The organism is Rariglobus hedericola, from assembly GCF_007559335.1.
In the GTDB taxonomy this organism is placed as follows: domain Bacteria; phylum Verrucomicrobiota; class Verrucomicrobiia; order Opitutales; family Opitutaceae; genus Rariglobus; species Rariglobus hedericola.
This window is the reverse complement of record NZ_VMBG01000002.1, coordinates 408519-423481: the sequence shown is the minus strand read 5'-3', so window position 1 is coordinate 423481 and position 14963 is coordinate 408519. Positions and strand designations below refer to the sequence as shown.

The 14963-nt window shown below is 64.1% G+C and carries 11 protein-coding genes; 4 read left to right on the top strand and 7 right to left on the bottom strand.

Annotated elements, in window-relative coordinates; all coding sequences use genetic code 11:
- Window positions 1–38: 38 nt before the first annotated feature.
- Genes FPL22_RS12075 through FPL22_RS12065 form a run of 3 tightly spaced genes read left to right on the top strand, consistent with a single transcriptional unit; the run spans window position 39 to window position 3706 of the window.
- Complete coding sequence (locus tag FPL22_RS12075) at window positions 39–1484, top strand: type IV pilus twitching motility protein PilT (protein WP_144230671.1); 1446 nt, start codon at window positions 39–41, stop codon at window positions 1482–1484.
- 2 nt (window positions 1485–1486) lie between these two features.
- The gene (locus FPL22_RS12070; RefSeq protein WP_144230670.1) at window positions 1487–2563 is read left to right on the top strand and encodes a type IV pilus twitching motility protein PilT; all 1077 of its coding nucleotides are present in this window, start codon (window positions 1487–1489) and stop codon (window positions 2561–2563) included.
- 3 nt (window positions 2564–2566) lie between these two features.
- The gene (locus FPL22_RS12065; protein ID WP_144230669.1) at window positions 2567–3706 is read left to right on the top strand and encodes a glycosyltransferase family 4 protein; all 1140 of its coding nucleotides are present in this window, start codon (window positions 2567–2569) and stop codon (window positions 3704–3706) included.
- Window positions 3707–3725: 19 nt separating this feature from the next.
- Here FPL22_RS12065 and FPL22_RS12060 read toward each other — a convergent pair whose 3' ends face one another.
- Window positions 3726–4451, bottom strand: coding sequence for a rhomboid family intramembrane serine protease (locus FPL22_RS12060; RefSeq protein ID WP_238991404.1), 726 nt, complete (start codon window positions 4449–4451; stop codon window positions 3726–3728).
- A 280-nt stretch (window positions 4452–4731) separates the two neighbouring features.
- Between FPL22_RS12060 and FPL22_RS12055 the strand changes: the two genes are divergently transcribed.
- A complete protein-coding gene (locus FPL22_RS12055; RefSeq protein ID WP_144230668.1) occupies window positions 4732–7278 on the top strand; it encodes a circularly permuted type 2 ATP-grasp protein in 2547 nt (848 codons plus the stop codon).
- Window positions 7279–7285: 7 nt separating this feature from the next.
- Here FPL22_RS12055 and FPL22_RS12050 read toward each other — a convergent pair whose 3' ends face one another.
- From FPL22_RS12050 to FPL22_RS12025, 6 genes are read right to left on the bottom strand one after another with little or no spacing between them, the layout of a single operon-like run.
- Window positions 7286–9397: a response regulator gene (locus tag FPL22_RS12050; protein WP_144230666.1), complete on the bottom strand. Its 2112-nt coding sequence runs from the start codon at window positions 9395–9397 to the stop codon at window positions 7286–7288.
- A gap of 15 nt (window positions 9398–9412) precedes the next feature.
- On the bottom strand, window positions 9413–10456 hold the full coding sequence (gene cheB, locus FPL22_RS12045; protein ID WP_144230665.1) for a chemotaxis response regulator protein-glutamate methylesterase: 1044 nt from the start codon (window positions 10454–10456) through the stop codon (window positions 9413–9415).
- Window positions 10453–12687, bottom strand: a complete 2235-nt coding sequence (locus tag FPL22_RS12040) for a hybrid sensor histidine kinase/response regulator (protein ID WP_144230663.1) — start codon at window positions 12685–12687, stop codon at window positions 10453–10455. Before FPL22_RS12040 ends, cheB begins: the two co-directional genes overlap by 4 nt.
- Entirely contained in the window at window positions 12684–13274 is a 591-nt protein-coding gene (locus FPL22_RS12035; RefSeq protein WP_144230662.1) for a chemotaxis protein CheW, read from the bottom strand. The genes FPL22_RS12040 and FPL22_RS12035 overlap by 4 nt, the downstream gene beginning before the upstream one ends.
- Window positions 13271–14500 carry a CheR family methyltransferase gene (locus FPL22_RS12030; protein WP_144230660.1) on the bottom strand — a complete coding sequence of 410 codons (1230 nt, stop codon included), beginning with the start codon at window positions 14498–14500 and terminating at the stop codon, window positions 13271–13273. The genes FPL22_RS12035 and FPL22_RS12030 overlap by 4 nt, the downstream gene beginning before the upstream one ends.
- On the bottom strand, window positions 14497–14958 hold the full coding sequence (locus FPL22_RS12025) for a chemotaxis protein CheW (protein WP_144230658.1): 462 nt from the start codon (window positions 14956–14958) through the stop codon (window positions 14497–14499). Before FPL22_RS12025 ends, FPL22_RS12030 begins: the two co-directional genes overlap by 4 nt.
- Window positions 14959–14963: the final 5 nt, after the last annotated feature.

The window sequence follows — 14963 nt, the reverse complement described above, 5'->3', positions numbered from 1 at the left end:
ATCGCACACTGGCCTGATTCCGGCTTCGCCGGCTATTCATGCAAAACGAGATCCGCTGGCTCGTCCGTCTCTGCCTCGACCAAGGCCTCGTAACTCAAACGCAGGCCAACACCGTCCGTGCCAAGCTCGGCGACTCCGCCGATCTGATGGACTTTGCCCAAGAGCTCATCGACGACGGCCACATCGAGGACCACGCCATTTTGGAAAAAATCGCCGGCCTCGCCCTCACCAAAGGCAAAGTCGGTCCGCCGGCCGACGATCCGTTTACCGCCGGCGGTCCGTCGCGCGCCACCACGCCACCGATGCCCGCGCGCCGCGCCACCGGCGACACCGCCCCGCCTTTCATGGTGACCAGCGCCAGCGAGGGCCCGCCCAAGATCCCGTCGATCCCCTTCGACATGATCTCCGCGATGGACGATTCCGCCGTCGCCGCCTCCATGCGCACCTTGCTACGCGCCTGCGCCCGCTACGGCGCGAGCGACCTGCACCTTTCCGCAGGGACCAAGCCGTTCATCCGCGCCCAGCGCATGTTGAAAAACCTCTCGGAACACATCCTCTCCGAAGACGATTCACGCCGCCTCAACATCGCCCTGCTCACCCCGCACCAACGCGAGCTGTTCGAGCAAACCCGCGACTTCGATTATCCCTTGGCCCTCGATGCGACCGGCCGTTTTCGAGTGAACCTCATGGTGCACAAAGCCGGTGTCTCCGGCTGCTACCGCATGGTGCCCGCCACCATCCCGCGCCTCGACCAACTCGGCCTGCGCAACGTCGAGGCCGTCCGCAAACTCCTCAATTACCACAACGGCCTCATCCTCGTCACCGGCCCCGTCGGCTCCGGGAAAACCACCACGCTCGCCGCTCTCGTGGCCGAGCTCAACGAGTCCCGCACCGATCACATTATCACGGTCGAGGACCCCATCGAGGTCGTGCAGCCCGCCAAGGGTTGCAACGTCACCCAGCGCGAAATCGGCCCCCACACTGAGTCGTTTGCCACCGCGTTGAAAGGCGCCCTCCGCGAAGATCCCGACGTCATTATCATCGGCGAACTCCGCGACCTCGAAACCATCGAGATGGCCGTCACCGCCAGCGAAACCGGTCACTTGGTGATCGGCACCATGCACACCAGTGACGCGGCCACCACGCTCAACCGGCTGCTCGACGTGTTCCCGCCCGCCCAGCAGGCGCAGATCCGCGCCAGCGTCTCGGAAAGCCTGCGCGGCATTCTTTGCCAGCGTCTCCTGCCCGACACCTCCGGCGGCCTCGTCCTCGCCACGGAACTCCTCGTGGCCAACACCGCGGTCTCCGCCCTCATCCGTGACGGCAAAACCCAGGGTCTGCGCAACGTCCTCGAAACCGGCACCCGCGAGGGCATGTGCCTCATGGAAAACGTCGTCTTCGAGCTTTACCAAAAAGGCTCCGTCTCCGCCGAAACCGCCCGCCAGAACATCAGCAACCGCATGTTGCGCGCAAAAATCACCTGATCATGGCCGCCATCGACACTCTTCTCCGTTTCATGCTCGAGCGCGGCGGTTCCGACCTCCACCTGACCGTCGGCCTGCCGCCCAAAGCCCGGCTGTCCGGCGTGCTCACGCCCATCAGCGAAACGCCCTTCACCGCCGAAAAAATGGAGGCGCTGCTCAAGGAAATCTGCCCGCCCCACCGCTGGAAGCAGTTCCTCGAAAAGAAGGACCTCGACCTCGCCCACGAGATTCCCGGTCTCGCCCGCTTCCGCGCCAATTTCCTCTACAACCACTGGGGCCAGGCCGCCGTCCTCCGCCAGATTCCCTCGAAGATCCTTTCCTTCGCCGACCTGCGCCTGCCCGAGGCGCTCAAAAAACTCTGCCACCTCAACGAGGGCCTCGTCGTCGTCACCGGACCGACCGGTAGTGGTAAATCCACTACGCTGGCCGCGATGATCGACTACATCAACGACACGTCGGCGCGCCACATCATCACGATCGAGGACCCGATCGAGTTCGTTCATAAAAACAAGAAGTCCGTGATCGTGCATCGCGAGGTCGGCGACCACACCGGCTCCTTCGCCGCCGCGCTGAAAGGCGCCATGCGCCACGATCCCGACATCCTGCTCGTCGGCGAAATGCGCGAACTGGAAACCATCAAGCTCGCCCTGAGTTGCGCCAGCATGGGCATGCTCGTCTTCGGCACGCTACATACCAACAACGCCCCGAAGACCATCGACCGCATCATCAACGCCTTCCCCGCCGACGAGCAGAACCAGGTCCGCGTGATGCTCGCGGGTTGTCTTGCCGGCGTCGTCTCACAGCTCCTCTGCCGCGCCCTACCCAAGGGACGTTGCGCTGTGCACGAGATTCTCCTCCAGCACGAGGCGTTGCCCAATACGATCCGTAGCGGCCAGATCAACAACATCCGCGCCATCATCGAGGGCGGTGGTGCCGACGGCATGGTTACCATGGACCACAGCCTCCTAGAACGCGTGAAAGAGGGCAGCATCTCCGGCAAGGAAGCCTACATGAAAGCCGCCCACAAAGCCGCCTTCACCCAGTTTCTCCAGCCGGGCGATCTCGACGGCGCGCACTGATAGATGCTTCGTATTTTGATTGTCTCCACCGCCACCGGCTACGGAGGTGCGGAACGCAGCCTGGAACTGCTCGCCCCCGAGCTGGCCCAACGCGCCGACGTGCTCGTCCTCACCGGCAACACCCGACATCGCCGCAATCTCCACACCGCCGCCCGCCGCGCTGGCGTGCCTATCACACTCTGGCCGCTCCCGCTCGACGAAAACCGGTGCGGCTCCCGCAACACCGTTCTCGCCTTTCACGCGGCCCGACTCCTGTTCCGCCCCGATGTCATCCTGACGAATACCGAACTCTCGGCGATGATCGTCAGCCGCGCCGCGCAACTCCCGCCCCGCCACTCCGCCATTCCCACTTGGATCTATGTCCGCGACTTTCTCTGGTTTGATCTCCCCGGAGTATTCACCCGTCTCCCCGAAGCCCAAGTGCTGATCCCGGGTCCGGCCGTGCTCGAGCGCCCTGCTTATCTCACTCCTTGGGTCGCACCCTCCACCCCGCGCTCCGTGAGCATCATCCCTGACATGGTGGCGCTTCCCGATCTCACGTCCCTTACCGCCCGGACCGCGCGCTCCGGCTACGTCCTGCACCTCGCCACAGTCAACCCGTGGAAAGGCCATACGCACCTCATCCGCGCCGCCGCCCTCCTGCGCACCGCAGGCCGCCCCGTCCACATCCGCTCACGCGGAGTCACCGGCATACCGCAACTGCGTCACGCGCTTGAACAACAAATCGCCGCGGCCGGCCTCGCGGGCTCCGAAGGTTTCGAGTTGCTCGAACACGCCGAAGATCCCGCCGACGAACTGCGTCACTGTAGTTGCGTGGTGGTGACCAGTGTGAGCCGCGACGGCGGCCCCGAAACCTTCGGCCGCACCATCATCGAAGCCTGGTCGCATGGTCGTCCCGTCGTCGCTTTTGCCGCCGGCTCGATGCCTCACCTGATCACTCACAACGAAGACGGTCTGCTCGTCCCCGAAGGGGATGAACAAGCACTGGCCGACGCCCTCTGGCTCCTCTACACCGACCCCGCGCTCGCCGCCCGCCTTGGCGCCCGTGGCCTCGAAAAAGCCCGCCGCCACTTCACCGTGGACCGGGTCGCCGATCAATTGATCGCGCTCTTCAAAACCACCCAGCCCGCCAGAATCCTCTAAATCGCGAAATCGGCACGAGTCACTTCCTCACCCAGCGATTGCTCTTCGCCCAGAGTGTCAGACACACGCCGGTCAGAAAACCGCCCGCGTGCGCCCACCACGCCACGCCGCTCGCACCGGCCGTGCCGCCCAACAGCACGCCGAAGCCGTTCACGGCTTGCAGGGCGAACCACAGGATTAAAAATAGAAAGGCCGGAACCGGCAGGATCGGCACGATCCACGGCACCAGCGTCACGATCCAAGCCGTCGGCAGCAGAATAAAATACGCGCCCAGCACCGCCGAAATCGCTCCGCTCGCGCCGATCATCGGAACCGTCGCCGAGGGTGCCACCGCAATCTGCAACGCCGCCGCTCCAAGCCCGCCCGCCACATAAAACAACAGGTAGCGGACGTGCCCCAGTTTGCACTCCACGTTGTTGCCAAAAATCCACAGGAACCAGCAGTTCCCCAGCACATGCGCCACGCTGCCATGCAAAAACATATGCGAGCCCAGCGTCAGCCACTGCTCCTGTTCGGACCACCCCGCGATCAACCGCGACGGCACCAGCGCATGTCGGGTCACAAACGCCTCCAGTGCTCCGCCGCCTTGGAGCATCAACATCGCCTCGTAGCCGAACACCACCAGGTTGGCCAAGATCAGCGTGACCGTGACCACAGGTGCGCGTTTATGCGGATGCGAGTCCCAAAGCGGAATCATGCCCGCGAGCAAACCACCCAGCGCCGCCGCGCCAACCGCCAAAACCACCGCAAAGAAAACGTTTACAGTGATCACCTCCGCCGCGCCTGCGTCCCGCCCATTCCACCCCACGAGCCACACCTGCGCGCATACCCTCACAACCCACCTGCGCTTCCTCTTCAATGCCAATAAAACCGGCAGGTTTGTAACTTATTAAGTTACAAACCTGTCATGTCCCTGAATTGTCCCCGATCGTTCAGGCTCAATTCATTTGGGCTGCCGCCAGTGTGTGGCAAACGGCGTGCTTGCGCCTGTCGCCCGCACCTCTGTTTCATTCACCTTCGTTTTCATGTCGTCCGTCCGGTCGCCGCAATATCCCACGCTCCATCCCGCGCAACTTCGCCCGTTGCGCGGACGGCTCCGTGCCTCCATCCGCGACGCCGGCTTGACGGATTTCGGACTCAATCCCGGCTCGGGCGCCCAGCCTTTCTGGGAATTGGAACCCACTCCGCTCGTCATCGACGCGCCCGAGTGGTCGCTGCTTGAGGCCGCCCTCCGCCAGCGCGCGCACTTCGTCAACGCGCTGCTCGTCGATCTCTACGGCAGCCAGCAGGCTCTTCATCAACAAATCCTCCCGCCCGAGCTCGTCCTTTCCGATCCTTACTACCGGCGGCCTTGTCTCGGTCTTGAGCCCGACCGGGCCAGCCCGGCCACGCTCCTGCGTTTCGATCTCGTCAAAACCGCCGGCGGCTGGCTGTTCGACGATACCCGCGCCAACACCCCCATCGGCCTGAGCTATGCAGTGCAGAACCGGCGTTTCATGACCCAGGAGGCCACCGACCTCTACCGCGCGCTGCCCGACTACCACAGCGTAATCAATTTTCCACTACAGCTGCTCGATCATCTTCGCGCCCTGGCGCCCGACGATGCCCGCGCTCCGTCGATCGTCGTGCTCACCGCCGGTCCGCACGACCCGTTTTACTCCGAACACAGTTTCCTCGCCCGCAAGATGGGTCTTCCGCTGGCCCGTGGTGACGACCTCCTCGTTCTCGACAACCGCGTTTACTTCAAAACCATCGCCGGCCTTGAACGCGTGGATGTCATCTACCGCCGGCTGAACGAAGCGCACATCGATCCCGTCGTCTTCTCGACCGATCGCGAGAACGCCGGCATCCCCGGACTCCTCCAGTGTATCCGCACGGGCAACGTCGTGATCGCCAACTCCATCGGCACGGGTATCGCCGAGAGCCGCGCGCTCAACGCCTACGTGCCGCGCCTCATGCGGTTTTACCTGGGCGAGAAACCCCTGCTGGGCACCGTGCCCACCTACATCTGCGGCGACACCGACCACCTCGACTACATTCTCGAGAACGGCAACGACCTGCGCATCCTGCCCGCCCATGACCCGCGCCACGGCGACTGGCATTCCACGCAGGCCCCCGCCGCGTCGCCCGCGCTGTTCGGCCCCGGCGGACTTTCCCGCATCGTGTTGGAAAACCCTCACGCGTTCGTCGCGCAACCCAAGCTTCAGCTCCTCCCCGTCAGCCCCGGTCCGCGCAACGCCCCGCCCGCCCGCCTCAGCGCCTTCGTCCTCTGCAACGGCAAACGCTTCTCTGTGTTCCCCGGCGGACTCGTGCGCCTCGGCGACATTGACTCCGCCGCCGCCCGCATCGGCGCCACCGCCGACGCCGTCGTGCTCATCGACACGCAGGACAACTCCGGCGACATCGCCGACCACGAAGCCTCCGCCGCCGGCGTGCAGGCCAACACCCTCGGTTCCCGCGCCGCCGAACATCTTTTCTGGCTCGGCCGCTACCTCGAACGCGCCGAGGCCACCGCCCGCATGTTGTCCATTCTCGACGACGTGGCCCTCGAAGAAATCTCCGCCCGCGACCGTCGTCGCTGGTTGCCCATCTGGCGCGGTCTGCTCGAAGCCACCGGTCACACCGACCACAAGATCTCCGCGCGCGCCAATCCCCACGCTTCGCTTTCCACGGATCTCATGTGGCGCATGTCCCTCGACACCGCCAACTCCAGCTCGATCTATTCTTCGGTCAGCTGGGCCGTGGAAAACGCCCGCCAACTCCGCGACTACGTGAGCCCCGAGGTGTGGACCACGCTCGGCCGGCTGCTCCGTCGCCTCGACGATCTGCATAAACTCCGCCCCGTCCCCGGCCGCCGGCCCGTCGCCCGACCTGAGACCGGTCCGTCGCTGCCCACGCAGGCCGTGCAGGCCGTGCTCACCGAGATCAATGCCATGATTGGCCTCGCCGCCCGCACCATGGTGCAGGATGCCGGCTGGCATTTCCTCCACATGGGCATGCACCTCGAACGCGCCACGATGACGTGCAGTGCGCTCCGCCACATCCTCAGCGCGTTGGATTCAGCGGCCACCACCAAAGACTCCGCCGCCGAAGCCGCCGCGGCTGCCAAGGTTCCCTACCGCGACAACCCCGAGCTCTCCGCGCTCCTGCGCATGCTCGGCTCGCAGGACGCCTACCGCCGCCTCTACCAGATGCGCAGCCAGCCGCGTTATGTCGCCGAGTTGTTTCTCCAACAACCCGACGCCCCGCGCAGTATTTTCCACAATCTGCATCAAATCAAAACCAGTCTGCGCGCCATCCGCCTGGACGTGCGCGAGCAAGGCGATGATCCGACAATCGAAGCCGTTTCGGACACCCTTCATTTCATCGCGTCGGTTCCGCTCGCGCGCCACTTCAACGACGATCCGCTGCTCGACGACACCGAGGCCGCCAAGCTGGGCGACACCCTTGCCGACTTGCTCGACCGCCTCTATTCACTGCATCCCGTGCTCAGCGACCACTACTTCAGCCACCAGGCGCGCATCGCGCCTTCGGTGACCCAGGTCGAACTGAAGCTCGGCACCGCGGTTTAATCCGCACTCACTTCGCCTCGGGAGCCGGACCCCATTTCTCCAGAGCTGTAACCAGATCTTCGATACGCACCGGCTTGGTGATGTAATCATCCATGCCCGCCTCAAGGCACTTTTCCCGGTCACCCTGCATCGCGTTGCCGGTCATGGCGACCATCCGCGGACGCGCCCAGCCGGTCTCCGAAGCCCGCGCACAAATCGCCCTCGCCGCCTCGTAACCGTCCATCTCTGGCATCTGCACATCGAGCAGCACCAGATCATAATCCGTCTTCTCGAGCGCCGCAATCACCTGGCTGCCATCAGCCACGACATCGGTGCTGTAACCGAGTTTGCGCAGCAATGCCGCGCCCACCTTCTGATTCACCGCGTTGTCATCGGCCAGCAGCAGTCGCAACGGCAGGCGCGTGGCCATCCGTTCGTCAAAACGCCCCATCGCCACCGTGCGCGCGGCCGGCAGCGCACTCCCCGTGAAGACTTGGTGAAAGGCATCGAACAGGTCCTGGCGGCGCAGCGGTTTTTGCAGCTGCTCCACGCCGGCCCGCAACGCCTCGGGCAACTGCCCCGTGCGTCCCCGTAAATTTGAATACAACAGCACCGGCAGCGCGCTCGTCTCGGGCTTCGCACGCAAAGCGGCGATCCAGGCCGGCACGTCCTCCCGCGGCAGTTCGCGATCCAGCAACACAGCATCAGGCTTCGACGCGCCGCCCAGCACCGCATCGGCCTCCGCCAGCGAAGCCACACCCGTCGATGTGATACTCCAATACGCCGCCTTCGTCGTGAACAGCGAACGCAACGTCGCATTGTCCTCGATGATCAGGAGGCGCTTGCCCTCAAATGCGGGCTGCTGTCCGCGCCAACGCGGCGGTTCCGCCAGCACCGCAGGTTGCAACAACAGCGTGAAGCTGAAGGTCGAGCCTTTGCCCGGCTCGCTCTCCACCCAGATGAGCCCGCCCATCAGCTCCACGAGCCGTTTGCAGATCGCCAGCCCAAGACCCGTGCCGCCGTAATGGCGCGTCGTCGAGCTGTCCACCTGCGTGAACGACTTGAACAGCCGGTCTTGTTTTTCCGCGGGAATACCGATGCCCGTGTCGCGCACGTTGAACTGCACGTAGGCACCTTCCTCGGCGGCAAAGCTGTCGCGGAATGACGGATGCGGTCCGGACACCGGAACCACGTCGATAATCACTTCGCCGTGCGACGTGAACTTGAGCGAGTTGCCCGCGAGATTCACCAGGATCTGGCGCAGCCGCGTGACATCGCCGATCACCAGGTCGGGCAGCGACGCATCCATGTGCACCGCCAGATCCAGATTTTTCTCGGCCGCCTTGGGTTGCAGCAGCTCAAGCGCATCCGACACGACTTTCTCCAGCAGAAACGGACGGTGCTCCAGTTGCAGCTTGCCCGATTCGATCTTCGAAAAATCCAGGATGTCGTTGATGATCGTCAGCAGGGCGTCGCCCGAGGACCGGATCGTCTCCACATAATCACGCTGCTCGGGATCAAGCGGCGTCTCGCGCAACAACGAGGTCATGCCGATCACGCCGTTCATCGGCGTGCGGATTTCATGGCTCATGTTGGCGAGAAATTCCGACTTCGCCTGCGTCGCCTCGGCCAGTTTTTGGTTCAACGCGATCAACGCCGTGTTGCCGTCCACCAGTCGCTGCTGGCTCTCGCGCAACGCACGGTAGGCCTCGTCGCGCTGCTGTTGGTTGATCCACGCCTTCGCATGCACGCGCACGCGGGCCACGAGCTCGATCTTGTCAGGCAGCTTGACCAGATAATCGGTCGCGCCCGCCTCGAAGGCCTGGCTCTTCACCTGCGGGTCTTCCTTCACCGACAGCACAATGATCGGGATTTCCGCAGTCGCCGGCGTCGCCCGGAACCGGCGCACCAACTCCAGTCCGTCCATGCCGGGCATCACCAGATCCAGCAGGATCACCGACGGCTTGATCTGCGCCGCCACCGCCTGTGCCTGCAACGGATCGGCGCAATAATGGAAATCGATGTCGGAGTTGCCAGCCAGACTGCGCCGCACCGCCTCGGCCACGATGGCCTGATCGTCCACGAGCAATACCATCGAATGATAAGAGGCTGCGTTCGGCCTGTAGGAAATGTCGGACATAAAAAATCGGGTAACTTAGCGGCGCTTCAATTTGGTTTTATCAAGCGCGAGTTGTCGCAACTGACCGGAAATGGACTGCAGAGAAAGCACCTGTGATGCCGCATTCAGTTCGGCGGCTGCTTTGGGCATCCCATACACGGCGGAGCTCTCCCGATCCTGCGTGATCGTGAAAAAACCCGCCTGGCGCAGGCGTAGCAAACCGGCCGCACCGTCACGACCCATACCCGTGAGGAGAAGCCCGGTTCCTGCTTTTTTCCAGTTGGATGCCATGCTGGTGAGAAAAACGTCTATGCTCGGCAAATAGATGCATCCTCGTGGTTCATCGGTTTGCACCAGCAGTCCGGAGGGGCTGATCACCGCATGCCGGTCGCCGCTGGCGACATACACGTGCCCGGGCAATGGATACACACCGTCGCCTGCCGCCACGACTTTCAACGCACACTGGCTGTCCAGCCACGAGATCAACCCCGCCGCAAACGCTGTGTCGATATGCTGCACGATCACAATCGCCCCGGGAAAATCCGCCGGCAGCCCCGCCAGCACTTTGGCCAGCGCAGCCGGACCACCCGCGGAGGCCCCGATCGCCACCAGCCAGTCCGCCGCTTGCGCACCATCCGCCGGAGTCTCGACTTTTTTCTCCATCGCCGCCGCCGAAAACAAAGGTGAAGTCGACTGCCGGCCCATGATCTGGCGCTCGAGCAGATCGAGCTTCACCAGAAGAAATCCGGATCCTTTCCCAAACGCGGGCGTCTCCACGGCATCGAGCGCCCCGGCGCCGAGTGCTTCGTAAACGCGCGTGGCGTTGCCCTCGACCGTAGCCGTCACCACGAGGATGGCACAGGGGGTCTCGGACATGATGCGCCGCGTCGCCTCCACGCCGTCCATCACCGGCATGATCAAATCCATCAGGATGAGATCGGGCGTGTCGGCCGCGCATTTCTCCACCGCCTCGGCGCCGTCCCGTGCCGTCCAGCTGAGCGAGTGCCGCTTCTCGGTCGCCAGCACGCGACGCATCGCTTCCACCGCCAGCGGCATGTCGTTGACGATCGCGATTCTCATGCGCCCGCCTCCCCCACGGGACCGATCAGATCGACCACCGCGTCCAGCAAACTCTCGTCGTGAAAACTGCCCTTCGTCAGATAATAATCCGCGCCTGCATCAAGGCCACGACGCCGGTCTTCCTCACGATCTTTGTAAGAAACAATCATCACCGGCCGCGTCCGCAGACGATCGTCGGCCTTCATGAGTTTCACCAATTCGATGCCGTCCAGGCGCGGCATGTCGACATCCGTGATCACCAGGTCGAAGTCGCCCGTGCGAGCCGCATTCCAGCCTTCCATGCCGTCAACCGCCACCGTCACGTCATAGCCGCGCGAGACGAGAAGTTTGCGCTCCAACTCGCGCACCGTAAGCGAATCATCAACCACCAGCACGCGCTGCCGGCGCACATCCGCGCTCGCCGCCTTCGCACGCGACCAGCGTCCGGCCGCGCCTTCACTGGTGAGCCGGCCCATGGAGCGGCGCAGGTCTTGCACATCGAGAATCAGCGCGGGTGCACCGTCTTCGAGCACGGCCGCCGCCGCGATGTCCTCGACCTTGCCCAGACGCGGATCGAGCGGCTGCACCACCAGCTCCCGTTCGCCGAGAAATTTATCCACCACCAGTCCGTGCCGCGCGCCTTTGTCGCCGAGCACCACCACGCACCAGCTGTCGCCGCCCGCACCCGCCTCGTCGAGCTCCAGCACTTCGCGCGCAGACACCAGCGCCGCCCGCCCGCCGTCGAAGGCAAAATGCGGACGTCCCTCCGCCGTCTCGATCTGCGCACGTTCCACGCGCAACACCCGCGCGACCGAGGCCAGCGGCAGCGCATACGGTTCACCTGCGATTTCCACGAGCAACGCCCGCACCACCGAAAGCGTCACCGGCAGATGAAGCTCAAACGTCGTGCCGTGGCCGGACTGCGTGTGGATGCGCACCGTGCCGCGCAGCGCCTTGAGCATCGACTGCACCACGTCGAGTCCCACGCCTCGTCCGGAAATTTCGGTGACTTCGGTTTTTAGTGAAAACCCAGGGAGAAAAAGAAAATCGAGCACTTCCTGTGCGGAGAGTTTTGACGCCACTTCCGCAGTCGTGAGTTTTTTGCGCACGACTGCCGCCCGCACAGCTTCGATATCCACACCGCGCCCGTCGTCGGATACCGTAACGATCAGCATGCCCGCACGGTGACGCGCCTCGAGCCGCAGTTCACCGCACGCGGATTTGCCCGTGTTGATGCGTGTCTCAGCCGTCTCTAATCCGTGATCGACCGCATTGCGCAAAAGGTGCGTCAGCGGCGCCTCGATTTTTTCGAGCACGTCACGATCAACCTGGGTTTGTTCACCCGCAATCGTCAGCCGCGCGTCCTTGCCCAATTGATGTGAGAGATCGCGCACCATCCGCGGAAACGCCGCCACGCCATCGGCAAACGGCCTCATGCGCACGGCCTGCGCCTCACGATAAAGTCGTCCGGAGAGTTGCGTCGCCGCGCGGTCAAAGCGGTCCATCTCTTCCATGCGAACCTGGAGCAGCTCCCGGCTCTCCGCCGCGCGCGACTGCACTTCGCGCAGATAGCCACCCACGCGTTCACCCGCCTCATCACCCAGCACCTCGCGCAACCGGTCAATCGATCGACCGAGTTCCTGTTGCACGCGTTTGAGGCGAAGCAGGCTGCGGTTGAACGGTTGCAAGCGGCGCGACTCCACCAGCGATTCGCCAGCCAGGCCGAGCAAGCGGTTGAGTTTTTCCGCGGTCACCCGCAACACCCGGTCCATCGGCTCGGGCTCCACCGTCGCCGCCTTGGGAACATCGTGGGCCGCCACCGGCACGGGCGGCGCCGCGTTCACGACAGGCGTCTTCGACCCCGCTAATTCCCTCACATATGCGTCGAGTTGATCCGCATGCGCCGTGGTCCAGCTTTCCACGTCGGCCTCGTTGAGCCGCGACAATTGCGCGAGCCAGTCCACGCCTTGCAACAGCGCGTCAACCTCCGCACGTCCCAGTCGCGCACGATCCTGCTGGGCCGCCACAAAACAATCCTCCATCACGTGCGCAACCTGCACCGCCGGCGTGAGCCCCACGATACGCGCCGCACCTTTCAACGAATGCGCCGCGCGCATCATCGCCTCCAGCACTTCAGGCCCGGCCGGACCTTGCTCGAGCGCCAGCAGATGCCGCGTGAGCAGCGCGATCTGCCCTTCGGCTTCGAGCTTGAAGAGCTCGATCAACGAAAAATTACTCAAGTCGTCGCTCATGCGAGACTCCTTTCGAGTGCGTTCCATACGCTCTCCGCATCGAGCAGCCCCGGCGTGCGGCCTTTCCACTCCAGCAGGTGCTTCACATGCCGCAGGCGTCCGGGCGATGGCAGACTGCGCGCCGCGTCATAACGGATCACGCCAAAGACTTCGTCGGCCCGAAACACCAGCCGCCGCGCGCCTTGTCCCGCCACGACGAGGCGTCGTGAACCGGTGACTCCGTCCGCGGCATCGATGCCCAGCAATCCGTCCAATGAGAAACACGGCAGCAATTCGCCGCGCACGTTCACCAATCCTTCCAACGCACGTCCGCGCCGGTGCGGCACCGAATGCACCGCACGCACCGGCGCGACTTCCCCCACCCAGCTCGCCGGCAGGGCGAGCCACTCTGCGCCGACGCGAAACACCAGCGCCGAATCCGTCGTGACCTCGGCCTTCTTCGGAGGCTTCGACAGATACGCCGTCCACTCCGCGCGGTAACCCGGAGGCGGCTCACGATCCAGCAGCCGCGCACCAACTTCAGGATCAACCACACGACGACGCATGCCGCCGCCGTTCGGCGGCGTGGAGGGACTCTCTTCGCTCATGCGTTACCTCCCCGGCCCGACGGACGCCGCGCCCGTTGCCTCAGTCTCAACGCCTCGGGATCGCTCCGTTTATCCAGCAACAAGATCAGATGCGTGATCGCCCCGTCATGCTTCGGATTCAGATAAAGTGTTTTCCGGTAAGCCGCCTCCGCTCCACCCGCATCGCCGCGTGCGTCATGGATGATCCCGAGCAGATAAAACGCTTCCGCCGAGGGTTCATGCGTCGCCAGATGCGCCTTCGCGAGCAGCGCCGCTTCATCGACTCGTCCGGCGTCGGCCATCGACTGGATCTCCGCCAGCGATGCATCCTCCGTCTGAACCGTAAACGTCCGCTCCGTTCGCCGCACCACATCCGAAAACGGCAGCCGTTCTTTCGGCAACGACGGCGCACGCACGCGGGAATGCGCCTGCGCCGTGGAGACGGCTTTCGCTTTCACCGGCCGATCCGCCCGTCGTGTAAACGCAAACGACCGCAACTCCGGCCAGGACACGAGGCCTTCGCGCAACAGCACCGCCGCCTCCGCGTGCCCCACGAACAAAACCCCATCATCCACCAACAGGTCCTGCAAAAGCCGGACCGCCGTGCCCTGCATCGGCGCATCAAAATAAATCAGCAGGTTGCGGCAGAAAATAAAATCGTAACGCACCTCGGGCGCGAAGGTGAACAGATTGCCGTGATGGAATTTCACCTGCGACGACACGCGTTCATCCAGATACCAGCGCGCCCCCGCCGGCGTGAACCACATATCGCGCGCGCGGCCTTCGTCACCGCGGAACGCATTCGAGCCGTAGCTGGCGTGCTTCGCCACCGCCAGCGCGCCTTCGCTGATATCCACCGCGTCGATATGGAATGCATCGGATGCCAGCCCCGCGCCCAGCAACTTCATCGCGATCGAATAAGGTTCTTCACCGGTCGAGCACGGCATGCTCAGCACGCGCAGCGGACGTGCACGTGACCGGTCCAACGCCAGCCGCGCCAGTAATTCAAACGGCTGCCGGTCTCGAAAAAACCACGTCTCCGAAACCACCAGTTCTTCGATCAACACCTGCCGCAGCCGGCTGTCATTGCGCAACCGCACCACATACTCCGCCACGGTGTGCGCGCCGGCCGCGCTCATGCAACGTTGCGCCACGCGCATGACCAGCCCGCGGCCGATCGAATCGCTCGCCAGCCCGATGGTGTCGCGCAGGTAATTTTCAAGCGGCACGATGTCGGACTCATTCATACCCGTTCCTCCTCGACCGCCTGAAAAAGCACCGCGCGCAAATCAGGCGGCAACAACGCCCCGATCTCGATCCGTTGCGCCAGCGAACCCGCCGCCGGTGTGACCCCGCCCAGCCAGGGCGCCGCCTCGACTCCCGCCGATGTGAACGCCGCGTCGTCGGCGTGCAGCACACTCGTCGCCCGTTCCGCGACGAGCCCGAGCAGCTTTTCACCATCCGCCGCCGGATAACGCACCAGCACGAGCCGCGTGCTCAGACGATTGGCCGCCGCGCGACCGGTCGCGAGCGCCGACAGATCGATCACGGGCACCGGCGCGCCTTGGTAATTAGCCACTCCGGCGACGCCTTCCGGCGAGCCCGGCACCGGCTTGAGTTCCGGCATCGGCAGCACCGCCGCCACGCACTTCGCCTCAAGCAAGTAGCGGTGGCCGCCAATCTCGAATTGAAGGAAAAGCGACACGGGAA

Coding starts and splice junctions, on each gene's coding strand:
- FPL22_RS12075 (WP_144230671.1), top strand. CDS start 39: ATGCAAAACGAGATCCGCTGGCTCGTCCGTCTCTGCCTCGACCAAGGC.
- FPL22_RS12070 (WP_144230670.1), top strand. CDS start 1,487: ATGGCCGCCATCGACACTCTTCTCCGTTTCATGCTCGAGCGCGGCGGT.
- FPL22_RS12065 (WP_144230669.1), top strand. CDS start 2,567: ATGCTTCGTATTTTGATTGTCTCCACCGCCACCGGCTACGGAGGTGCG.
- FPL22_RS12055 (WP_144230668.1), top strand. CDS start 4,732: ATGTCGTCCGTCCGGTCGCCGCAATATCCCACGCTCCATCCCGCGCAA.
- FPL22_RS12050 (WP_144230666.1), bottom strand. CDS start 9,397: ATGTCCGACATTTCCTACAGGCCGAACGCAGCCTCTTATCATTCGATG.
- cheB (WP_144230665.1), bottom strand. CDS start 10,456: ATGAGAATCGCGATCGTCAACGACATGCCGCTGGCGGTGGAAGCGATG.
- FPL22_RS12040 (WP_144230663.1), bottom strand. CDS start 12,687: ATGAGCGACGACTTGAGTAATTTTTCGTTGATCGAGCTCTTCAAGCTC.
- FPL22_RS12035 (WP_144230662.1), bottom strand. CDS start 13,274: ATGAGCGAAGAGAGTCCCTCCACGCCGCCGAACGGCGGCGGCATGCGT.
- FPL22_RS12030 (WP_144230660.1), bottom strand. CDS start 14,500: ATGAATGAGTCCGACATCGTGCCGCTTGAAAATTACCTGCGCGACACC.